Source organism: Herbiconiux sp. (genome assembly GCF_023264855.1).
Taxonomy (GTDB): domain Bacteria; phylum Actinomycetota; class Actinomycetes; order Actinomycetales; family Microbacteriaceae; genus Herbiconiux.
This window is the reverse complement of sequence record NZ_JAHFUW010000064.1, coordinates 1-21,001: the sequence shown is the minus strand read 5'-3', so window position 1 is coordinate 21,001 and position 21,001 is coordinate 1. Positions and strand designations below refer to the sequence as shown.

The following is a 21,001-nucleotide window of genomic DNA, read 5'->3' as shown; positions in this document are numbered from 1 at the left end:
CGGACCGAAGGTACGCTCGAGGGGTGAGCACGGCATCTCTGAACCGGCGCGGCGCGAGTGCCCTGCGTGTGGTCAGCGTCATACTCGGGCTCGGCGTCGTGTGGTTCGTGTCCGACGCTGCCACCTCCCCGTCGACCATGCTCCTGGTCGCCGCGCTCATCGCGACCGGCACCGCCGCCACCGCCCTGGGCGCGGTCTCCAGCGGCGCCCGCGCTCTCGTCAGCCTGCTCGCCGCGCGGCTGGGCGCATCCGTGCCCCCGCAGCCCGAGGAGTCCACCGAGCTGCCGACCGTGATCGTGCAGAGCCGGCCCGATGCGCCCGGCAAGCCCAGCCCGCGGGCACCCGGGCTGCTCCTCGCGGCCGCGTAGGAGTCCGAGCCCCGCACCCCACCCCGCCCGGGCACCCCAGTGCCCGGGTCCCGGGCACTCCTCCTCCGCGACCACACGGACCGTCTCGTCGAGACGTCCCAGATGGCCCCCATTCCGCAGGAATAGCGGCCGTTCGGGACTTCTCGACGGGGATTCGCTCTGACGAGGAGACCTTCTTGAACATCTACGCCATTCCCCCGATCGCCGCCGCACTAGACGGTGCGGCCGCGATCGTGCAATTTCTCACCACCGTGCTCCAGCCGCTCGCCGGCGCGAACTCCGCCGCCCTCTCCGTGGTGCTGATCACCCTGCTCGTGCGGCTCGTACTCATCCCTGTGGGCCTGTCACAGGCCAGAGCCCAACGGATGCGACGCCGCCTGGCCCCGCGACTCGCCGAACTGCAACGGCGTCACGGCAAGAACCCCGAACGGCTGCGCCGGGAGACCGCCGCCCTCTACGCCGAGGAGAACGCCTCTCCCCTGGCCGGATGTCTGCCCCTGCTGATCCAGGCGCCGATCCTGTCGCTGCTTTACGGCGTGTTCATCCTGCCGACGATCAACGGGCATCCGAACACCCTGCTCACGCAGACCCTGATTGGAGCACCGCTCGGCACCAGCCTCGCCACCGCAGTGACCCGCGGAGACGACCCCGTCGGTGTCGTCGTCGGCTTCGCCGTGGTCGCGGTGATCGCGACCGTCGCCCTGATCTCGAGGCGGCGCACGCTGTCCACGGCGGCGGCATCGCCGGGCGGCTCGGCCGGAGCACCCGCCCTCGTTCCCCTCACCGCCGGCACCTCCCCCGGCCAGGCCACCCCCGGTGTCCCGGCGATCCCGGCGAGCGTTCTGCAGGCGATGAGCTGGCTTCCGCTCATCACCGTGATCATCGCCGCCTTCGTCCCCCTCGCGGCGAGCCTCTACCTCGTGGTCACCACCACCTGGGCGCTGGCCGAGCGCGAGGTGCTGCGACGCGTCATCCGCTGATCGCCCGGCCGGCGGACGACCTCGCCTCCGGGGGCGATCAGCCGCCGGCCGGCCCGAACACGGCCGCCACCAGCGCATCGACCACCTCGTCGGTGCCGGTCTGCGGATCGATCGGCGTGGTCAGCCGATCCAGCACCAGGCCGTCGATCGCATAGTGGAACAGGGCGATCTCGCGGGCCCCGCCGGGCAGTCCGGCCTGCGCGGTGAACGCGATGTCGGCGGCGAACGCCTCGCGCTGCCACTGCCCGATGGTGGCGGCGGCCTCGGGCCGGCGCGCCGACTCGAGCCGCAGTTCGAACAGGGCCAGGGCGAGCGGAGCGTCGCCGAGCAGCCGCTGCAGGATGTACCGCAGGTACTCGGCGTACGCCTCCCGGCCCGGCGGATGCTCCGCCAGCACGGCGAGCACGGCCGGGTCGGGGGCGAGCCGCTCACCGATCCGCTGCACCAACGCCGCCAGCAGCGCCGAGCGGTCGCGGAAGTAGTTCGAGGCGGTGCCGAGCGGCGATCCGCTCTCGGCGTCGACGGCGCGGTGCGTGAGCCCGCGGGCACCCTCCCGGGCCAGCACCGCGACGCCGGCATCGGCGAGAGCAGCACGGCGGGCGAGGTTGGTGGGCATGCTCCGACCCTAGCGCAATCACTACATCCGTCGTAGTCTTGCTATCCACTACAGACGTTGTGAAACAGAGAGGATTCAGGATGCGCCCCCTCACCTATTACGTCGCCGTCTCGCTCGACGGCTTCATCGCCGCGCCCGACGGCGACTTCTCGGCGTTCCTCGCCGAGGGCGACCACATGCCGGCGCTGCTGAGCGACTACGCCGACGCCCTCCCCGGCGTGGCTCTGGACGCCTTCGGCATCGAGCCGCCCCGTACGCGCTTCGACACCGTGCTGATGGGCTGGAACACCTACGCCGTCGGCCTGCCCGTCGGCCTCCGCGACCCCTACCCGCACCTGCGCTCGGTGGTGTTCTCCCGCCATCGCGATCCGGCGGATGCCGACCCCGCGATCGAGGTCGAGTCGCGCGACCCGATCGAGGTCGTGCGCCGGCTGAAGGCCGAGCCCGCACCCGCAGACCGCCCCGACGCCGGCATCTGGCTCTGCGGCGGTGGGCAGCTCGCCGGCGTGCTCCGCCACGAGATCGACGAACTCGTGCTGAAAGTGAACCCGGTGCTCCTCGGCAGCGGAATCCGGCTGTTCGAGAACGACGTCACAGAGACGTCTCCGGATGCCCCGACCGCGGCTGCGCATCCGTTCACCCTGACGCGCAGCACGGCCTACGACTCGGGTGTCATCGTCTCCGAGTACCGCCGCGCCGCTTCGAGCCCGGCCCGGTAGCCCTCGTCGTACCCTTCGGCCCGGCCGAGAGCGATCGCCTCGTCGGTGCCGAGCCGGAACATGTCGGTCGGCCCGGTGCGGGTGAGCGCCCGTGCCGGCGTCTGCAGCGAATCGACGACGGCGTGCCCGAACCCGCGCACGAGAGCAACCGGCATCCCGCTCGCCTTGCCTTTCACGAGGTCGCCGGCCGACGCGAGCTCGTCGGCCACCGCCGCCTGGGTCACCACGAGCTCGTGCCCGAAGCTGTCGCGGCTGCCGCGCAGATCGTCGAGCACGCTCACCCCGGCGGCCCCGATCGCCTGGTCGATCTGACCCTCGCGCCACGGGCGCCCCAGGGTGTCGGAGACGATCACCCCGAGTCGCACACCGAACCGCTCCCGTAGCGCCCCGGCGAGTGCGCGGGCGGACGCATCCGGATCCACGGGCAGCAGCAGCACCGTGCCGTCGGGCGTGTTGCTGGCGTCGACTCCCGCCGCAGCCTGCACGAGCCCTTGCCGGTTCTCGACGATCCGCGTGACCCCGCCCGGATGCTCCCGGCTCGCGACCACCCGCACCGTCTCGGCGGTGATGGCGTCTTCGCGGTCGGCCGCGGCGATGACCCGCCCCTCGGCCTTCGACACGATCTTGCTGGTCACCACGAGGATGTCGCCCTGCTCGGGCACCAGGCCCGCGGCCACCAGCGCGTCGCCGACCAGTGCCGCCAGGTCGGCTCCCGCCGCGATCTCGGGAAGACCCCCGAAGGCCACGATCCGCAGCTCGGCCACGGTCGGGGCAGCCGCGTTCCCGCCGCTCACCGGCGCACTTTCGGCAGCACCTCGCGCGCGAACACGTCGATCCACTCACGCTGGTTGCGGCCCACGTTGTGCAGGTAGATGCGATCGAACCCGAGGTCGGCGTAGCGCTGGATGTGGGCGCGGTGCACGTCGGGGTCGCTGGAGATGAGCATCCGGCCCTCGAAGTCCTCCACCCGCACCATCCGCGCCATCTGCTCGAACTCGAACGGGCTGCGGATGTCGGCCTTCGGAAACCGCATGCCGCCGTTGGGCCACTCGGTCACGGCGTTCCGGCCGGCCTCCTCGTCGGTCGGCGCCCAGGAGAGGTGCAGCTGCAGCACCTTCGGCATCCGCGAGGGGTCCTTGCCCACCTCGCGCGCGCCGTCGTCGAACTTCGCCAGCAGGCCGGCGATCTTCTCCATCGGCGCACCCACGGTGATCAGGCCGTCGACCGTGCGGCCGGCGCGCTTGGCCGTGACGGGCCCGGCGGTCGCCACCAGAACCGGCGGCGCCACCTCGGGCATCGTCCACAGCCGGGTCGACTCGAGCTTGAAGAAGCTGCCGGAGTGCTTCACGTCTTTTCCGGCGACGGATGCCGTGAACAGCTTGTTGATGATCTCGACGGCCTCGAACATCCGGTTGATGCGTTCCGGGGCCTCGGGCCAGTAGCCGCCGGCGATGTGCTCGTTGAGCGCCTCGCCCGATCCGATGCCCAGCCAGTGCCGGCCCGGGTACATCGCCGCCAGCGTGGCCGAGGCCTGCGCCACCATCGCCGGATGCCAGCGGTAGCTCGGCGTGGTGACGCCCGGCCCGAAATCGCCGCGGGTGCGTTCGCCGACGGCGGCCAGCACGTTCCAGACGAAGGCGGACTGCCCCTGCCGCGGGATCCAGGGCTGGAAGTGGTCGGCGGCCATCACCCCGTCGAATCCGTGGTTCTCGGCGTACTCCGCGAGCGCCACCGCCTCGCTCGGGTGGAACTGCTCCAACTGCGCGGCGTAGCCGATCTGAATTCCGGGCATGCCCTCAGTCTGTCGTGTGCTTGAGGAACTCCGCCACCACGGCCGGCACGTACGGGCCCACGTCGCCGCCGAGCGCCGAGACCTGGCGCACCAGCGAGCTCGACACGTGGGCGTGCGCGGGATCCGGCAGCAGGAAGATGGTCTCGACCCCGGCCAGGTTGCGGTTCACGATCGCCATCGGCGTCTCGTACGCCACGTCGACCTGCGAGCGGATGCCCTTGACGATCGCGCTCGCACCGACGTCGGTGCAGTAGTCGACCAGCAGCCCGACCGACCAGGAGTTGATGACGACACCGGCGCCCTGCAGTCCACGTTCGGCGAGCGACTGCTCGATCAGGGCCACCCGGTGGGCGATCGGGATCAGCGCGTGCTTGTCGGGATTGTGCACCACGACGACGTGCACTTCGTCGAAGAGCGACGTCGCGCGTTCGATCACATCGATGTGACCCAGGGTGATGGGATCGAACGAACCGGGGACGACGGCGACACTGCTCATGCCTCCCAGGCTATCAACCGCCGGTTTCGGCCGCGTTACGCCCGGGTCAGGTTACGGGGAGTTTCGGATGCCGCGGCGACTCGGGGCTCCGCCGACGTGCGCTCCCGGGCCACGAACTCCTCGGTGAGGCGGATGGACGACGCGAGCAACGCCCTCAGGCGGTCGTCGGGGTACGGCGTGCAGGCCGAGCGCACGCCGTCGACCGACATGGCGATGGTGGCGTGCGTCTGCCGCGACGTGATCTCCGACCGGCGCCAGCGGGCGTTGCGGTCGAGGAACCGCTCGGCCCAGAGGTGAGCCTCGGGCGCCTCGCCGAGCGCGGTCCGGAAAGCCGTCTCGACGGTGCCCGATCCGGAGCCGCCCTGGCGTTCCAGAGCCTCCAGGCACACCAGGCCGCCTACGGCGAGCGCGTGCTGCCTGTCCAGCGGAGCATCCGGCAGCGCGGCGGCGACCGCGTTCACCGCGAGCATCAGTTCGAGCCGGGTGTCGTCGCTCGTCAGCCCGATCACCGAGGGGATCAGCGGAGCCAGGCGCCCGCGGCCCTCATTCGTGGTGAGGTCGTTCACGGCACGCGCCAGGTGCGCCAGCCCCGCGTGCGTGCAGGCGGGATGATCGCTCCAGCGCTCCCCCGCCAGGTAGGAGGCGAACTCCATGAAGCAGGCTCCGGAGCGCGGTGATCGGTGGCGGCCCGCCGAGAGAACCGGAAGGATGTCATGAGCGAAAGCGCTTTCGGGCGTTCCGCGTCGTGATCTCGTCGTCTTCATGGCCGACCTCGTCTCCACTGCGTCTGCTGCGGTGCTGTCTGCGTGCTGATTCCACTGTGCTCCCGTGGGAGCGATTTTTCAATGGGTGCAGGCGGAGAATTCGGTCGTCGCCCTACTGCTCCTCGTGGGTCTCGGGATCGCCGCCGAAGAGCCGCCCGTCGGGCTTGCTCAGCGCCGTGATGGCCGCGACCTCGGCCTCGGTCAGCTCGAAGCCGAACACGTCGAGGTTCTCGGCCTGGCGGGACGGGGTCGCGCTCTTCGGGATCGGCACGCTGCCCAGCTGCACGTGCCAGCGCAGGATCGCCTGCGCCGGCGTCACGCCGTGCGCCCGGGCGGCGGCGGCCACGGGCTCCTCCTCGTAGGGCGCGTTGCCCTTGCCGAGCGGGCTCCACGCCTCGGTGACGATGCCCAGAGCGGCGTTCGCCGCGCGCAGCTCGACCTGCGGGAAGTACGGGTGCAGCTCGATCTGGTTCACGGCCGGCGTGACGCCGGTGGCCGCGATGATCTCCTCGAGCTGGCCCGGGGTGAAGTTGCTGACGCCGATCGAGCGCACGAGGCCCTGCTCGCGGGCGTGCACGAGAGCCTCCCAGGCCTCGACGTACCGGCCGACGCTCGGGTTCGGCCAGTGGATCAGGTACAGGTCGAGGTGGTCGAGGCCGGTGCGCCAGAGCGACTCGCGGATGGCGGCCGCCGCATCCGCTCGCCCGTGATAGCGGCCGGGCAGCTTGGAGGTGACGATCAGGTCGTCGCGCGGCACGCCGCCGCGGCGGATCCCTTCACCGACAGCGCCCTCGTTGTCGTAGTTGAACGCGGTGTCCAGGCCCCGGTAGCCGGTGCGGATGGCGGAGGCGATGGCCTCGGCTCCGTCTTCTCCGCGCAGCGGGTACGTGCCGAAGCCCACCGCGGGGAGGGAGTGGCCGTCGTTCAGGGTGATCAGGGGTGCGAGTTCGGTCATGCCTCAACGCTACGCCGATCACGTCTTCGCGAGGAACTCCCGCTCGGTCTCGCGCAGGCGCCGCTCGAGGGCGTCGTGCAGTGCCGGATGCCCGGCGAGGGTCGGATCGCCCGTCACGATCTCGAAGGCCACGGCCCGGGCATCCTGGATCACGTCGGCGTCTTTCACCACGCGCAGCAGCCGGAGCGAGGAGCGCCCGCCCGACTGCACGCTGCCGAGCACGTCGCCCTCGCGCCGTAGCTCGAGGTCGATCTCGGCCAGCTCGAAGCCGTCGAGGGTGGCCGCCACGGCGTCGACCCGCTGGCGCGCGATCGAGCCCTCCTCGGCGTGCGAGACGAGCAGGCAGACCCCCGGAACTCCCCCTCGGCCCACGCGGCCGCGCAACTGGTGGAGCTGGCTCACGCCGAAGCGATCGGCGTCGAGGATGACCATGGCCGAGGCGTTCGGCACGTCGACGCCCACCTCGATCACCGTGGTGGCCACCAGCACATCGATCTCGTGCTCGGCGAAGGCCCGCATGATGCGGTCTTTCTCCTCGCTCGGCAGGCGCCCGTGCAGTGCCTCGATACGGGCGCCGGCCAGCACCGGGAGCTCGCGCAAGTGCTTCACGGTGTCGAGCACCGAGAACTTCACGGCTGCGGGCTTCACCGCCGGCTCCGGCTCGCCCGCATCCGGATCGTCGAGCCCATCGCCGCTCGTGTCGGCGGGATCGATCGCCGGGCACACCACGAAGGCCTGCCGGCCGAGCGCCAGCTCTTCGGCGACGCGCTTCCAGATGTTCGGGCCCCATTCCGGCTTCTCGGCGAGCGGAACGCTGAAGCTCTGGATGCCCTGCCGGCCGGCCGGGAGCTGGGTGATCACGGAGACGTCGAGATCGCCGAACACCGTCATCGCCACGGTGCGCGGGATGGGCGTGGCCGTCATCACGAGCACGTGCGGCGGAGTGGCCCCCTTCTGGCGCAGGGTGTCGCGCTGCTCCACCCCGAAGCGGTGCTGCTCGTCGACCACCACGAGACCGAGATCGTAGAACTGCACGGCGTCCGAGAGCAGAGCGTGGGTGCCGATCACGACCTTGGCCTGGCCGCTGATCATGCGCAAAAGGGCCTTCTTGCGAACCGCCACCGGGAGCTGCCCGGTATGCAGGGTGGGCATCAGCTCGGCCGCGAGGTCGGGGCCGAGCATCTTCACGATCGAGCGCAGGTGCTGCGCCGCGAGCACCTCGGTGGGGGCCAGAAGGGCGGACTGGCCGCCCGAGTCGGCGACGGCGAGCATCGCGCGCACGGCGACCAGGGTCTTTCCCGACCCGACCTCGCCCTGCAGCAGGCGCATCATCGGGTAGTCGCCCGCGAGGTCGCGATCGATCTCGCCGCCCACCATCCGCTGATCGGCGGTGAGGGTGAACGGCAGCATCGCGTCGAAACGTTCGAGGTACCCGCCCGGCTTCGGCCGCCGCGGCGAAGTGCGCACGGCGTGCGCGGCGTTGCGCCGGCTGACGAGCGCGGTCTGCAGGATGAGCGCCTCATGAAAACGCAGCGTCTCGCGGGCGCGCATGAAGTCGGCGTCTTTCTTGGGACGGTGGATGCCCTCATAGGCGTTCTTCGCCGTCAGCAGCCCGCGCTCGACCCGCACCTCCTCGGGAACCGGGTCGGGGATGCGGCCGCGCAGGTCGTCGAGCACCAGCTCGACCGAGCTCGCGATCGTGGCGCTGGTGAGGGAGGCGGTGGCCGGGTAGATCGGGATCGGCATCTCGGCGAGGCGGCGGGCCTCGGCGTCGTCGAGCCCCGATCCGTCGGCCGCGCCGGCCCCGAGGGCCAGCTCGTCGAAGAGCTGGTAGGTGGGGTTGGCCAGCTGGAGACTGCCCCGGTACTCGGTGACCTTGCCCATGAAGATGCCGCGAAGGCCCGGGCGGAGCTCCCGGGCACGGTACTTCTGATTGAAGAAGGTGAGCTGCAGGAAGCCCTCGCCATCGGTGATCGACACCTCGGTGAGGGTGCCGCGCCGGGCCTTCATGTCGCGCTCGCGCACCTCGCGCACCTCGGCCACGATGGTGACGTTCTCGTTCAGCGGCAGCTTCGCGATGGCGGTGAGCTCGCCGCGCCGGGCGTAGCGACGCGGCAGGTGGTTCAGCAGGTCGGCGTAGGTGCGGATGCCGAAGGCCTTCTCGAGCGGTGTGGTGGTGCGCCCGCCGATGACGCCGGTGAGCTTCGCGTCGAGGGCAGAGGGTGTGGTGCGGGGGGCCGGCCCTGCGGAAGCGGCCCGGGAAGGCGCCGCAGCAGGTGAACCGGTCATGCCCTGATTCTAAACGGGGCCGCCGTCACCGGGGCGGTAGGGTGCTGAGCGTGACACGCATCATCGCCGGCGCCGCCGGCTCGCTCGCCCTGACGGTTCCCCGATCCGGCACCCGGCCCACCAGCGACCGGGTGCGTGAGGCGATCTTCTCGGCGCTGGAGGCGCGCGGCGGCCTCGAGGGGCTGCGCGTGCTCGACCTCTACGCCGGATCGGGGGCGCTCGCGCTCGAGGCGGTGAGCCGTGGGGCCGTCGAGGCGGTGCTGGTGGAGAAGAACGCGGCGGCGGCGCGGATCGCGCGGCAGAACGCCGGCACCGTGACGGCGGCGATCGCCAAGTCACGGCGCGGTTCGACGCCCGGCCGGGTCACCGTGGCGGTGCAGGCGGTGCAGCCGTACCTGCGCGCCCAGCCGTCCGTTCCGGGAGCGGGGTTCGACGTGGTGTTCATCGATCCGCCCTACGAGCAGTCCGAAGAGGAACTGGCGGAGGCCCTCACGGCGCTCGTTCCGCTGCTCGCCGACGAGGCATCCGTTCTCGTCGAACGCAGCAGCCGCTCCCCCGAGCCGGCCTGGCCCGCCGGGATCGCCCTCGACCGCCGCAAGTCGTACGGCGAGACCACCCTGTGGTGGGCCGTCCCCGCCTGAAGCGGTTCCACCTGCGCCGCTCAGCCGGCGTGGCCGTCCCAGTCGGCGTACGGGTCCCAGCCGCCGAGTTCGTCGTGCGCGCGGTCGCCGACCAGTACCTGGGGGCCCGACGCGGAGGCGGAGCGCACGGCGCCCAGGGCGCGGAAGCCGTCGGGCAGTGGTGCGTCCGGCGGGAACGTGGCGAGCAGGGCGTGGTCTTCGCCGCCCTCGAGCACGAATCGCACCGCGTGGTCGCCGACCACGGCATCCAGGTCAGACAGTTCGCGGGCCTCGCGGGCGATGGCTGCGGGGTCGAACACGATGGTGCAACCGCTGGCCACCGCGATGCGGCGGGCGTCGAGCACGAGGCCGTCGGAGACGTCGAGCATCGCGGTGGCGCCGTGCCCGGCCGCCACGACGCCGGCCGGGATGGGCGAGCGGGGTGCCAGCTGTGCCTCGACGATGTGAGGATGCCGCGACCGCACCTCCCGCCCGGCCCGCTCGTCGGGCTCACCCGGCGTGCCGTCGCCGGCGGGGGCACCGACACCGTCGCGGAAGAGCAGCCAGATGCCGGCGCCCGCCCGCCCGAGGTCGCCGGCGACCGCGACCACGTCGCCCGGCCGCGCTCCGGAGCGGCGCACCGGCCGGCGCCCCTCGAGGTCGCCGAAGGCCGTCACCGAGATCGTCAGTGCCCCGGCGGTCGACAGGTCTCCGCCCACCACACCGCACCCGGGTGCGACCGCGGCGCAGGCGTCGCGCAGCCCGTCGGCGATGCCCAGCAGCGTCTGCACCGGGGTCTCGAACGGCGCGGCGAGCCCCACCACGAGCGCGGTCGGCCGGGCGCCCATGGCCGCCACATCGGCGAGGTTGCTCATCGCGGCCTTCCAGCCGAGATCATGAGCCGTCGACCACGCGGCACGGAAATCCGGCCCCTGGATCATCATGTCGGTCGTCACCACGTACCGCCCGTCGGGCGCGGCCACCACGGCCGCGTCGTCGCCCGGCCCGAGCAGTTCGGCGTCGGCGTGCGGCAGCCGCGGGAAGATGCGCCGCAGCGTCTCACCCTCCCCCACCTGTGCGAGCGTCTCGGGCGTCGGGGCCTCAGCGGGGTCGTTCGCAGCAAAACCGGAGTCGGGGGGCACCCGTCAACGGTAGCCTGAACTGCGATGCACGCCCCCACACGCTTCCCCCGCGCCATCCGGCTCGCGGATGCCACGACCGCCGCCGCCCGCCCCGTGCCCCGAACCCGCCGACGTGCGGCCGGTGCGCTCACGATCGCCGTGCTCGCGGCCTCGCTGCTGAGCGGCTGCGCGGGCGCCGTGGGCCTGCAGCCGGCCGCGGACGCCACGAACCCGAACTGCGCCGACGTGATCGTGCGCCTGCCCGACACGGTGGCCGACGCCCCCGAGCGCGAGACGGATGCCCAGGCGACGGGCGCCTGGGGCGACCCCGCCACGATCCTGCTGCACTGCGGTATCACCCCGCCCGGCCCCACCACGCTGCCCTGCGACAACGTGAACGGCGTCGACTGGATCCGGGACGACTCGCAGGCGCCGCTCTACACCTTCACCACCTTCGGCCGCGATCCGGCCGTGGAGGTCACCCTCGATTCGGAGAAGGTCTCGAGCAGCTCCACCCTCGTCGACCTCGCCATCGCGGTCTCGTCGATCCCCCAGACCGACGCCTGTCTCGACGTGCAAGACGTGCCCGGCGGCACGTCCGCCCCCACCTCGACCCCGGTGCCCATCCCCTCCGACGCCCCCTAGCCTCGGCCGGTCAGGGCCTTGCCTCGGCCGGTCAGGGCTCGAGGGCCAGGGCGATGAGTTCGTCGATGAGGGCGGGGTAGGTGACGCCCGAGGCGATCCAGCACTTGGGGAACATCGAGATCGGGGTGAAGCCGGGCATCGTGTTGATCTCGTTCACGACCAGGCCGGTGGGGGTCAGGAAGAAGTCGACCCGGGCGAGACCCGATCCGTCGATCGCCGTGAAGGCCCGCGCCGCGGTGTCCTGCATGTCGGCCAGCTCGGAGTCCGTCAGCACCGCGGGGCACACCAGGTCGATGCCGGGCGCGTCGAGGTACTTCGCCTCGAAGTCGTAGAACTCACGCGAGGTCATCACGATCTCGCCCGCCACAGACACCCGCGGCGCCGCGCCGTCGCGGCCCGAGAGCACACCGCACTCCACCTCGCGGCCCACCACGGCAGCCTCGACCAGCACCCTCGAATCCTCGCGGAACGCCACCTCGAGAGCCGCCGACAGCGCCGAGGCGGATGCCGCATCCGTCGCCTCGAACGACGACACCTTGCTGACGCCCACCGACGACCCCGCCCGCGCCGGCTTGACGAACAGCGTCGAGCCGAGCGCCGCGACGTCGGCGACCACGGCATCCGGAGCCGACGCCCACTCGCGCGCGGTCACCGTGCGCCACGGCGCCACGGCGATACCGGCCTTCTCGAGCACGGTCTTCGTGTAGTGCTTGTCCATGCCCAGGGCGGATGCCAGCACTCCCGAGCCCACATACGGCAGCCCGATCAGCTCGAACAGCCCCTGGATCGTGCCGTCCTCCCCGAACGGCCCGTGCAGGATCGGGAACACCACGTCGATCTGACCCAGCTCGCGCACCGTACCGTCGGCGTCACGCACGCCGAGCATCCGCGAAGCCGTCGAATCCGGCCAGAGGATGCGCGTGCCGTTGTCGTGCACACGGGGTAGCGACGCGGCATCCGGCCCCAGCCCGAACCGCGACGGGTCGTCGGCCTCGAGCACGAAGGCACCCTCGGCCGTGATCCCCACCGGGATCACCTCGTAGCGCGACCGGTCGATCGCCTCAAGAACGCCGCCCGCCGTGGCGCAGCTGATCGAATGCTCGCTGGAGCGACCTCCGAAGAGCACCACGACCGTGATCTTGCCTGGCATCGAGAGTCCTTTCGCCCTGAGGTCCCGAGTCGTCGTCGGTGGTCAGGTGGGGGGCTATGTCTTTCGGATCGAGCGTACCGGCCAGCACTTCGCTCACCTGACGGCAGATGGGCATGTCCACGCCCTTGGCCTGCGCGAGGGCGAGAACGGGGGCAACGGATGCCAGACCCTCCGCGGTCTGCTGCATCGACTTCACGACGTCGGCGAAGCTGTACCCCTGGCCGAGCAGGCGCCCGGCGGTGTTGTTGCGCGACAGCGACGATCCGCTGGTCGCGATCAGGTCGCCGAGGCCCGCGAGCCCGGCGAGGGTGTCGGGATGCCCGCCGTAGGCCACCGCGAAGTCGGTCATCTCGACCAGACCGCGGGTGATGATCGAGGCCTTGGTGTTCTCGCCGTAACCCACGCCGTCGACGATGCCGATCGCCACCGCGATCAGGTTCTTCAGCACGCCGCCGAACTCGGTGCCGATCACGTCGGTGTTCACGAAGGAACGGAAGTAGGGCGACGTCGCGATCTTCGCGACGGCCTCGGCGGTCTCCAGGCTCACCGAGGAGACCACGGCGGCCGTCGGCTGCTCCTTGGCGATCTCGAGCGCGAGGTTGGGTCCGGATGCCACGGCGATCCGTTCGCGGTCGATCTCGAGCACCTGCTCGAGCACTTCGCTCATCCGCATCCCGGTGCCCTTCTCGACGCCCTTCATCAGGCTCGTGATGGGCACGTCCGCGGGGATGAGCGGCTTGAGGGTCTGCAGGTTCGCACGCAGCGACTGGCTCGGGATGGAGACGAAGACGTACTCCGCACCCGACAGTGCGGCCGCGACATCCGACGTCGCCGTGACGGCCGGTGGGAGGTTCACGCCGGGCAGGTAGTCGCTGTTGCGCTTGGCCTCGCGGATCTCCTTCGCGAGCTCGGGCCGGCGGGCCCACAGCGTGACGTCGGCACCGCCGTCGGCGAGCACCTTCGAGAAGGTGGTGCCCCAGCTGCCGGCGCCGAGCACCGTCACCCGGGGGCGGGGCCGCGAGCGCGCGGGATGGGCGCCGCGGGCTGCGCCGCGACCGGTCTGCTTGGTCACTCGGTGTCCTTCGTGGAGGTCTTGCGCCCGTCGTCGATGCGGCCGAACTCGCTCTGGTTGTGCTGGGCGGGGTTCCAGCGCTCGGCCGGGGCCGTCTCGCCGCGGAGCTGCTCGAGCAGTCCCGTGATCGCCGTCATCAGGCGATCGGTGGCCTCGGTGAGGGTCTTCTGGTCGAGCGCGTGACCGCGCAGGTCGTCGAGATCGATGGGCGGGCCGAACACGATCTGGATGCGCTTGCGCGGGAAGAGGCTGAGCTTCTTCGAATAGCGCGGGAGCACCGCCTGCGTTCCCCAGTGCGCCACCGGGATGAGGGGCACACCCTGCTCCAGCGCGATCCTCGCCGCCCCGGTCTTGCCGCGCATCGGCCACAGATCGGGCTCCCGGGTGAGCGTGCCCTCGGGGTAGATGATCACGCCGCCCTGGTGCTCCACCAGGTCGCTCGCCGCCAGGATCGGGGCGTTGCCGCGCCCGCCGCCGGTGACGCGCTCCACCGGGATCTGCCCGATCTTGCGCAACCCGAAACCCACCACGGGGATGCGGAACAGCGAGGCCTTGGCCAGGAACCGGGGTGCCCGGCCCAGCTTCCACACGCTCCACGCCACGATGACGGGGTCGAAGTTGCTGTAGTGGTTCGGGCCCAGCACGAACGGCCCGGTGACCGGCAGGTTCGCGGTGCCGTGCAGGTCGAGCTTGGCGATCAGGTTCAGGAACGGGATGACGAGCACCTCGACCACGCGGAAGGCGAAGGTCTTCTCGTGGTTGGGCCGCTTCTGCAGCTCGGCGGACGGCTCCACCGCCGCCCTACTCCGCGAAGGAGAAGTCTGCTCCGAGCTTCTCCAGCTTGCCCACGAAGTCGCCGTAGCCGCGGGCGATCAGGCCCACGTTCGACACGCTCGAACGGCCCTCGGCCACGAGGGCTGCGATCAGGTGGCTGAAGCCGCCGCGCAGGTCGGGAACCTCGAGCTCGGCTCCGTGCAGCTTGGTGGGGCCGGTGATGACGGCGGCCTGCTCGAGGGCACGGCGCGGCACACGGCGGTTCGGGTCGGCGAGACCCTCCTTGTGCACCTCGATGTTCGCGCCCATCTTGATCAGGGCATCGGTGAAGCCGAAGCGGTTCTCGTACACGGTCTCGTGCACGATCGACACTCCCTGCGCCTGGGTGAGGGCCACGATCAGCGGCTGCTGCCAGTCGGTCATGAAGCCGGGGTGCACATCCGTCTCGATCACGACGGGCTTCAGCTCGCCACCGGGGTGGTAGAAGCGGATGCCCTCCTCCTCGATGTCGAAGGCGCCGCCGATCTTGCGGAAGACGTTGAGGAAGGTCATCATCTCGGACTGCTTGGCGCCCGTGGTGAAGATCGAGCCGCCGGTCGCGAGGGCGGCGGAGGCCCAGGATGCGGCCTCGTTGCGGTCGAAGAGCGCGCGGTGGTTGTAGCCCTGCAGGCTCTCGACGCCCTCGATGAAGATGGTGCGGTTGGGCTCGACCGAGATGATCGCGCCCATCTTCTGCAGCACGGCGATGAGATCCATGATCTCGGGCTCGATCGCCGCGTTCTTGAGCTCGGTGGTGCCCATGGCGCGTACGCCGGTGAGCAGCACCTGCTCGGTGGCGCCGACGCTCGGGTAGGGCAGCTCGATGTTCGCGCCGCGCAGGCCGTTCGGGGCCGTGATGTTGATGCCCGAGGGCAGCTTGTCGACGACCGCGCCGAACGCGCGCAGAGCATCCAGGTGGAAGTCGATCGGCCGGTCGCCGATGCGGCAGCCGCCGAGGTCGGGGATGAAGGCGTGACCCAGACGGTGCAGCAGCGGGCCGCAGAACAGGATGGGGATGCGGCTCGAGCCCGAGAGCGCGTCGATCTCGGCGCTCTTCGCGCTGGCGACGTTCGACGGGTCGAGCTGCAGTACGCCGGTGGCGGCGCTGCCCGTGATCTTCACACCGTGGATCTCGAGCAGGCTCGCCACCACGTGCACGTCGGAGATGTCGGGGACGTCTCGCAGGGTGCTCGTGGTGTCGCCGAGCAGGGAGGCCACCATCGCCTTGGTGACGAGGTTCTTGGCCCCTCGCACGTCGATGGTGCCCCGGAGCGGGCGACCCCCGTTGATGAGGATCGTGTCGGACTTGAGCCCGACTCGCTCGGCGGCTTTACGCGCATCCTGGACGAGACTGTTCACTTACATCACCTGCACTGTCTTGGTTGGACGATCCGTGGCGCCCGATCATCCGTTGTGGGGGTGATCGGTGCTACTTGACGGGAAGAGTTCTCGGTCTCCAACTCTCCCGGCGGCCCTCGAATTCCGTGATGGCCGCTTCGTCTCGAAGGGTGAGCCCGATGTCGTCTAGACCTTCGAGCAATCTCCACCGAGTGTAATCGTCGATGGCGAAAGAGACTGTGAGGTCGCCGATGGCGGCGGTTCGCTCGAGCAGGTCGACCGTGATCTCGACGCCCGGCTGCGCCTCGATGGCGGCCCAGAGCTTCTCGATGTCGGCCTCGTCGACCTGCCCGGTGAGCAGGCCCTGCTTGCCGGAGTTGCCCCGGAAGATGTCGCCGAAGCGCGAGCTCAGCACGGCCGTGAAGCCGAAGTCGCGGAGCGCCCAGACGGCGTGCTCGCGGCTGGAGCCGGTGCCGAAGTCGGGGCCGGCGACCAGCACGCGGGCGTTCTGGTAGGCGGGCTGGTTGAGCACGAACTCGGGGTCGTTGCGCCAGCCGGCGAACAGGGCGTCTTCGAAGCCGGTCTTGGTGACGCGCTTGAGGTAGACGGCCGGGATGATCTGGTCGGTGTCGACGTTGCCGCGCTTCAGCGGAACGGCCACGCCCGTGAGGATGTCGATCTTGTCCATGCTCAGGCTCCTACCGTCTCGCGCGCATCGGCCGGTTCGTTCAGATCGCTCACGCTGGAGAGCGTGCCGCGGATGGCGGTCGCCGCGGCGACCAGGGGCGACACCAGGTGGGTGCGGCCGCCCTTGCCCTGGCGGCCCTCGAAGTTGCGGTTGGAGGTGCTCGCGCAGCGCTCCCCCGGGGCCAGCTGGTCGGGGTTCATGCCCAGGCACATCGAGCATCCGGCGAAGCGCCACTCGGCGCCGAACGCCTCGACGATCTTGTCGATGCCCTCGGCCTCGGCCTCGATGCGCACGCGGGCACTGCCCGGAACCACCATCACGCGCACGTTGTCGGCCTTCTTCTGGCCCTTGATCACGCTGGCGAAGGCGCGCAGGTCTTCGATGCGGCTGTTCGTGCACGAGCCCATGAACACGGCGTCGACCGGGATCTCCTTCAGCGGGGTGCCCGCCTTGAGGTCCATGTACTCCAGGGCCCGCTCGGCGCTCGCGCGCTCGTTGGGGTCGATGATGGTCGACGGATCCGGCACGTTGTCGCTCAGCGAGACGCCCTGACCGGGGTTGGTGCCCCAGGTGACGAAGGGCTCGAGGGTGTCGCCGTCGAGGAAGACCTCGGCGTCGAACACGGCCTCGTCATCCGTCTGCAGGGTGCGCCAGTACTCGACGGCGTCGTCCCAGTCCTGGCCCTCGGGCGCATGCGGGCGGCCCTTCAGGTAGGCGAAGGTGGTCTCGTCGGGGGCGACCATGCCGGCGCGCGCACCCGCCTCGATCGACATGTTGCAGATCGTCATCCGGCCGTCCATCGACAGGCTCCGGATGGCGCTGCCGCGGTACTCGAGCACGTAGCCCTGGCCGCCGCCGGTGCCGATCTTGGCGATCACCGCGAGGATGATGTCCTTCGCCGTCACGCCGGGGCGGAGCGTGCCCTCGACCGTGATGGCCATCGTCTTGAAGGGCTTGAGCGGCAAGGTCTGCGTGGCGAGCACGTGCTCGACCTCGCTCGTGCCGATGCCGAAGGCCATGGCGCCGAACGCGCCGTGCGTGCTGGTGTGGCTGTCGCCGCAGACCACGGTGATGCCCGGCATGGTGAGGCCCAGCTGCGGGCCGACCACGTGCACGATGCCCTGCTCGACGTCGCCGAGCGAGTGCAGGCGCACCCCGAACTCCTTGGCGTTCTTGCGCAGGGTGTCGATCTGCAGGCGGCTGGTGAGGTCGGCGATCGGCTTGTCGATGGCCAGCGTGGGGGTGTTGTGGTCTTCGGTGGCGATAGTGAGGTCGGGGCGGCGCACCGGGCGGCCCTCGGCGCGCAGGCCGTCGAAGGCCTGAGGGCTCGTGACCTCGTGCACCAGGTGCAGGTCGATGTAGAGCAGGTCGGGGCTGCCGTTCTCGCCCTTGGCGACGAGATGGTCGTCCCAGACCTTCTCGGCGAGGGTGCGGGGGCGAGGCGCGGCGGGCTCGGGCGCGGCGGTCTCGGTGGCGGCTTCAGATGTGGGCGCGGCGTTGTCGCTCATGTGTTCGCGTGTCCTTCGAAGAGTAGGGGGTCAGCCATCGACAAACTCCGCGACGAGGGAGGCCTGGGGATTAGGACTCGTCGCGGCGACGAAGGAGAAGCCGACCGAACAGCACCTTGCGATCGTACCACCGTGCCGCCCGATGGTGCCCTCGGCACGGCCCGACCGCACTCCCGTCCGGCCATCGGGTCTTGTACCCTTTCGGCGGGGGGAATGATGAGACCACGAATCCGGGCGTCGATCGCGCTCACGGCCGCTCTGCTCTGCGCGGGAGGAGTCGTCGCGGCCACGCCGGCAGCGGCTTCGTCTGCGGCCACCACCGCCGTCGCCGAGCTGAACTCCGGTGCCGACTGGACCGTCGAGGCGGTGGATGCCGGCTACCTCGTGACCAAGACCGTGCAGAACCTGCCGGAGCGCTCGGCCGCACCCGTTCTCTGGGCCGACGGCGTGGCCCTGGGCTACGCGGTGCGCACCCCCGACGGCACGGCCCTCACCACCACGACGAGCGACGAGCGGGTGCTGACGGCCGACGACGTGCTCGTGGGCTGGAGCGGCGAGGGAGACCCCGCCGACCGGTCCGACTCCCTGCTCGACGGGCGCGGCCCCGCAGGCGATCCCGCCCCCGACCCGACGCCGGGAGCCGCCTCGGCTCCGCCGCTCGAGGTCGACCCCGGCGCATCCGGACCCTATTCCGTGGTGCGGGCCGACTACGACCTCGGCGACGAGGCCGAGCCGATCTTCGGATTCCGGGGTGCGCGCGGCGAACTGCGCGCCGCCGTGTACCTCCCGGACGGCGCCACGGGCGAGCTGCCGGTGGTGGTGTTCCTGCACGGGCAGCACGTCGCCTGCCTCAGCGACGACCCGCAGGCGCCGCCGGTGTGGCCGTGCGCCGCCGGGGAGACGGAGATCCCGAGCTATCTCGGCTACGGCGGTCCGGCCGAGGCGCTCGCCTCGCAGGGCTACGCGGTGGTGTCGATCTCGGCCAACGCCATCAACCGCCTGAACGGCCTCTACACGCCCGACCAGGGAACGGATGCGCGCGGCCACCTGGTGCTCGACCACCTCGAGCTGCTGCGGCGGGCGGATGCGGGGCCGGTCGACGGCATCGGCTCGGCGCTCGTGGGCCGCCTCGACCTGAACCGGGTCGGCCTGATGGGGCACTCCCGCGGCGGCGACGGCATCGTGCGCGCGGCCGTGCTGAACGCGTCCACGCTCACCGGGCCGGCCGGCGCGGCGGACGCCCCGTTCGGCATCGAGGCGCTGCTCCCCCTCGCCCCCACCGACTTCACCCGCACCGCGGTGCCCGACGTGCCGATGGCGGTGCTGCTCCCCTACTGCGACGGCGACCTCAGCGATCTGCAGGGGCAGCACTACATCAACGATTCGCGCTACGCCTTCGGCGACGACGTGCTGCGCTCCTCGGTGCTCGTGCTGGGTGCCAACCACAACTTCTTCAACACCGTCTGGACCCCCGAGCTGTACCCCGCCGGCGCAAGCGACGACTGGGCGGCCAATCCGGCGCTGAGTGACGACGACCCGGTCTGCGGCAGCGCCGCGCCCGGCCGGCTGAGCGCCACGGAGCAGTACGCCGTGGGCACCGCGTACGTCGCCGGCTTCTTCCGGCTCACCGTCGGCGGCGAGAGCGATCTGATCGGGCAGTTCGACGGGTCGGATGCCCGCCCCGCGTCGGCCGGACGCGCCGACGTGCGCGTCACGGCGACCTATCCCGCCTCCGACCGCCTCGACGTGAACACCTTCGCCGATGCGACGGTGCCCGTGACGACCACCGGCAGCGCGCAGGCCGAGTACTGCGAGAGCGCCGAGCACATCGCCGTGGCCACCGAACTGCCCTTCTGCCTCTCGGGGAATCTGTATCCCGAGCAGGCGGGCGAGTTCACCGGCTCGCTCTACGGCGGCGCCATCCCGACCACCCCGTCGCTGCGGCTGAGCTACACCGCCGAGCCGCAGGGGCGTGCCGAGCCGGCCTCGCTCGTGGTCGCCGCACCGGGCGGCACCGTCGACGCCTCGGGCGCATCCTTCGTGACCGTGCGCGCGATGCCCGACGAGACGGTGACGGCCTCGACCGCTCTCACCGTCACCCTGCGGGATGCCGACGGAGCCGCGGCGAGCGTCGAGGGCGCCGACTTCGGCGGGGCGCTCAGCCGGCTGCCGGGTGAGAACACGCCGCTGGCGAAGATGCTGTACCAGGATCTGCGCATCCCGGTGTCGGCCTTCGCCGGTGTCGACCTCAGCCGGATCTCCGCCGTGCAGCTCGCGGGCGCGGGCACCGGGGGCGTGCTGCTGTCCGATCTCGCGTTCGTGGGCGAGGCGAGCGTGGGCACGGCGGCTGTCGTACCGCGGGCGCAGGCGAGTGTGCAGCGCGTGCAGGCCGACCTCGGGGCGACGGCATCCGGAACCGCCTCGATCAAGGTTCCGATCGTGCTCTCCCGGCCCGCCACCGAGACCGTGCGGGGCTGGCTCAGCGACTACACCTCGCCCGAGGACTTCCTCGCGCGCGACTTCACCGTGCCGGCCGGCGAACGCTGCGTGGTCGTGACCGTGCCCGTCGGCCAGGAACGGCTGCCCGAGCCGGGCGGCACCTCGGCGTTCGGCACCGGGCTCGGCTACCTCACCGGCGGCGGCGTGGCCGGCGAGGCGTTCGCCTCGGTGCACCTGCGCGATCCCGGCGCCGTGGTCACGGATGACGTCGACACGCTCCCGCTCGGCACCCAGGGCGACGCCTGCATCGAGGCGCTCGCGCAGCCGGTGGCGCTCACAGCGCCCGGCACCGCGCCGGCCGGCGGCGTGATAGACGTCTCGGCCGAGGGGTACCGAGCGGGCGAGGGCGTGACGGTGCAGCTCGCCGGCCGCATCATCGGCACCGGCATCGCGGATGCGTCGGGCACTCTGCGCGCCACGGTCGCCCTCCCGGCCGACAGCGCCGCCGCCGACACCGCTCTCGCCGCGGTGGGCGCGGGATCCGGCCTCCGGGCTGCGACCACGCTGCAGGTCACCGCGGCCGTGACGCCGACTCCGGCACCGACCCCCGCGCCCGATCCGGGCAGCA

At 71.3% G+C, this 21,001-nt stretch carries 19 protein-coding genes and 1 pseudogene; 6 read left to right on the top strand and 14 right to left on the bottom strand.

From position 1 onward, the window contains the following. The first annotated feature begins 23 nt into the window (after positions 1 to 23). Complete coding sequence (locus Q0D75_RS19035) at positions 24 to 368, top strand: DUF6412 domain-containing protein (protein ID WP_291057111.1); 345 nt, start codon at positions 24 to 26, stop codon at positions 366 to 368. 176 nt (positions 369 to 544) lie between these two features. Then, positions 545 to 1,348 carry a membrane protein insertase YidC gene (gene yidC / locus Q0D75_RS19030; protein WP_291057109.1) on the top strand — a complete coding sequence of 268 codons (804 nt, stop codon included), beginning with the start codon at positions 545 to 547 and terminating at the stop codon, positions 1,346 to 1,348. A 37-nt stretch (positions 1,349 to 1,385) separates the two neighbouring features. On the opposite strand, the gene Q0D75_RS19025 is transcribed toward yidC, so the two are convergent. After that, complete coding sequence (locus Q0D75_RS19025) at positions 1,386 to 1,964, bottom strand: TetR/AcrR family transcriptional regulator (protein WP_291057107.1); 579 nt, start codon at positions 1,962 to 1,964, stop codon at positions 1,386 to 1,388. Positions 1,965 to 2,044: 80 nt separating this feature from the next. On the opposite strand from Q0D75_RS19025, the gene Q0D75_RS19020 reads away from it, so the two are divergent. Continuing rightward, complete coding sequence (locus tag Q0D75_RS19020; protein WP_291057105.1) at positions 2,045 to 2,683, top strand: dihydrofolate reductase family protein; 639 nt, start codon at positions 2,045 to 2,047, stop codon at positions 2,681 to 2,683. Here Q0D75_RS19020 and Q0D75_RS19015 read toward each other — a convergent pair. The 6 genes from Q0D75_RS19015 to Q0D75_RS18990 form a co-directional block, all read right to left on the bottom strand. Further along, positions 2,623 to 3,477, bottom strand: a complete 855-nt coding sequence (locus Q0D75_RS19015) for a coenzyme F420-0:L-glutamate ligase (RefSeq protein ID WP_291057103.1) — start codon at positions 3,475 to 3,477, stop codon at positions 2,623 to 2,625. The genes Q0D75_RS19020 and Q0D75_RS19015 overlap by 61 nt on opposite strands. Next, positions 3,474 to 4,475, bottom strand: a complete 1,002-nt coding sequence (locus tag Q0D75_RS19010) for a TIGR03557 family F420-dependent LLM class oxidoreductase (protein ID WP_291057101.1) — start codon at positions 4,473 to 4,475, stop codon at positions 3,474 to 3,476. The genes Q0D75_RS19015 and Q0D75_RS19010 overlap by 4 nt, the downstream gene beginning before the upstream one ends. Before the next feature lie 4 nt (positions 4,476 to 4,479). Then, positions 4,480 to 4,971: a pantetheine-phosphate adenylyltransferase gene (gene coaD, locus Q0D75_RS19005; RefSeq protein ID WP_291057099.1), complete on the bottom strand. Its 492-nt coding sequence runs from the start codon at positions 4,969 to 4,971 to the stop codon at positions 4,480 to 4,482. A gap of 35 nt (positions 4,972 to 5,006) precedes the next feature. After that, positions 5,007 to 5,624 (bottom strand): hypothetical protein, encoded by a 618-nt coding sequence (locus tag Q0D75_RS19000; RefSeq protein WP_291057097.1) that lies wholly within the window; start codon positions 5,622 to 5,624, stop codon positions 5,007 to 5,009. Positions 5,625 to 5,847: 223 nt separating this feature from the next. Beyond that, positions 5,848 to 6,690: an aldo/keto reductase gene (locus Q0D75_RS18995; protein ID WP_291057096.1), complete on the bottom strand. Its 843-nt coding sequence runs from the start codon at positions 6,688 to 6,690 to the stop codon at positions 5,848 to 5,850. An 18-nt stretch (positions 6,691 to 6,708) separates the two neighbouring features. Next, positions 6,709 to 8,979: an ATP-dependent DNA helicase RecG gene (locus Q0D75_RS18990; RefSeq protein WP_291057094.1), complete on the bottom strand. Its 2,271-nt coding sequence runs from the start codon at positions 8,977 to 8,979 to the stop codon at positions 6,709 to 6,711. Between the two features lie 50 nt (positions 8,980 to 9,029). Here Q0D75_RS18990 and rsmD point away from each other — a divergent pair, with 50 nt between their 5' ends. Next, on the top strand, positions 9,030 to 9,620 hold the full coding sequence (gene rsmD / locus Q0D75_RS18985; RefSeq protein ID WP_291057092.1) for a 16S rRNA (guanine(966)-N(2))-methyltransferase RsmD: 591 nt from the start codon (positions 9,030 to 9,032) through the stop codon (positions 9,618 to 9,620). A 20-nt stretch (positions 9,621 to 9,640) separates the two neighbouring features. Here rsmD and Q0D75_RS18980 read toward each other — a convergent pair whose 3' ends face one another. Further along, positions 9,641 to 10,741 (bottom strand): thiamine-phosphate kinase, encoded by a 1,101-nt coding sequence (locus Q0D75_RS18980; protein WP_291057090.1) that lies wholly within the window; start codon positions 10,739 to 10,741, stop codon positions 9,641 to 9,643. A 24-nt stretch (positions 10,742 to 10,765) separates the two neighbouring features. Between Q0D75_RS18980 and Q0D75_RS18975 the strand changes: the two genes are divergently transcribed. Continuing rightward, on the top strand, positions 10,766 to 11,365 hold the full coding sequence (locus Q0D75_RS18975; protein ID WP_291057088.1) for a DUF3515 family protein: 600 nt from the start codon (positions 10,766 to 10,768) through the stop codon (positions 11,363 to 11,365). A 31-nt stretch (positions 11,366 to 11,396) separates the two neighbouring features. Here the strand turns inward: Q0D75_RS18975 and Q0D75_RS18970 are convergent, their stop codons facing one another. The 6 genes from Q0D75_RS18970 to leuC form a co-directional block, all read right to left on the bottom strand. Then, positions 11,397 to 12,515: a D-alanine--D-alanine ligase family protein gene (locus tag Q0D75_RS18970; protein ID WP_291057086.1), complete on the bottom strand. Its 1,119-nt coding sequence runs from the start codon at positions 12,513 to 12,515 to the stop codon at positions 11,397 to 11,399. After that, positions 12,427 to 13,512, bottom strand: coding sequence for an NAD(P)H-dependent glycerol-3-phosphate dehydrogenase (locus tag Q0D75_RS18965; RefSeq protein WP_291057113.1), 1,086 nt, complete (start codon positions 13,510 to 13,512; stop codon positions 12,427 to 12,429). Before Q0D75_RS18965 ends, Q0D75_RS18970 begins: the two co-directional genes overlap by 89 nt. Positions 13,513 to 13,583: 71 nt before the next feature. Next, the gene (locus Q0D75_RS18960) at positions 13,584 to 14,381 is read right to left on the bottom strand and encodes a lysophospholipid acyltransferase family protein (protein ID WP_291057085.1); all 798 of its coding nucleotides are present in this window, start codon (positions 14,379 to 14,381) and stop codon (positions 13,584 to 13,586) included. 7 nt (positions 14,382 to 14,388) lie between these two features. Next, a complete protein-coding gene (gene murA, locus Q0D75_RS18955) occupies positions 14,389 to 15,759 on the bottom strand; it encodes a UDP-N-acetylglucosamine 1-carboxyvinyltransferase (protein ID WP_291057083.1) in 1,371 nt (456 codons plus the stop codon). 70 nt (positions 15,760 to 15,829) lie between these two features. After that, a complete protein-coding gene (gene leuD, locus Q0D75_RS18950) occupies positions 15,830 to 16,426 on the bottom strand; it encodes a 3-isopropylmalate dehydratase small subunit (RefSeq protein WP_291057081.1) in 597 nt (198 codons plus the stop codon). A 2-nt stretch (positions 16,427 to 16,428) separates the two neighbouring features. Then, complete coding sequence (leuC, locus tag Q0D75_RS18945; RefSeq protein WP_291057079.1) at positions 16,429 to 17,934, bottom strand: 3-isopropylmalate dehydratase large subunit; 1,506 nt, start codon at positions 17,932 to 17,934, stop codon at positions 16,429 to 16,431. A 213-nt stretch (positions 17,935 to 18,147) separates the two neighbouring features. Between leuC and Q0D75_RS18940 the strand changes: the two are divergent. Beyond that, positions 18,148 to 21,001, top strand: a pseudogene (locus tag Q0D75_RS18940) (hypothetical protein); the annotation flags it as partial.

What these genes read in the sequence shown, in the direction of transcription:
- Q0D75_RS18970 (WP_291057086.1), bottom strand. Translation starts at nt 12,515, where the DNA reads ATGCCAGGCAAGATCACGGTCGTGGTGCTCTTCGGAGGTCGCTCCAGC.
- Q0D75_RS19000 (WP_291057097.1), bottom strand. Translation starts at nt 5,624, where the DNA reads ATGGAGTTCGCCTCCTACCTGGCGGGGGAGCGCTGGAGCGATCATCCC.
- coaD (WP_291057099.1), bottom strand. Translation starts at nt 4,971, where the DNA reads ATGAGCAGTGTCGCCGTCGTCCCCGGTTCGTTCGATCCCATCACCCTG.
- Q0D75_RS19025 (WP_291057107.1), bottom strand. Translation starts at nt 1,964, where the DNA reads ATGCCCACCAACCTCGCCCGCCGTGCTGCTCTCGCCGATGCCGGCGTC.
- Q0D75_RS19020 (WP_291057105.1), top strand. Translation starts at nt 2,045, where the DNA reads ATGCGCCCCCTCACCTATTACGTCGCCGTCTCGCTCGACGGCTTCATC.
- Q0D75_RS18990 (WP_291057094.1), bottom strand. Translation starts at nt 8,979, where the DNA reads ATGACCGGTTCACCTGCTGCGGCGCCTTCCCGGGCCGCTTCCGCAGGG.
- Q0D75_RS19010 (WP_291057101.1), bottom strand. Translation starts at nt 4,475, where the DNA reads ATGCCCGGAATTCAGATCGGCTACGCCGCGCAGTTGGAGCAGTTCCAC.
- Q0D75_RS18975 (WP_291057088.1), top strand. Translation starts at nt 10,766, where the DNA reads ATGCACGCCCCCACACGCTTCCCCCGCGCCATCCGGCTCGCGGATGCC.
- leuD (WP_291057081.1), bottom strand. Translation starts at nt 16,426, where the DNA reads ATGGACAAGATCGACATCCTCACGGGCGTGGCCGTTCCGCTGAAGCGC.
- Q0D75_RS18995 (WP_291057096.1), bottom strand. Translation starts at nt 6,690, where the DNA reads ATGACCGAACTCGCACCCCTGATCACCCTGAACGACGGCCACTCCCTC.
- leuC (WP_291057079.1), bottom strand. Translation starts at nt 17,934, where the DNA reads ATGAGCGACAACGCCGCGCCCACATCTGAAGCCGCCACCGAGACCGCC.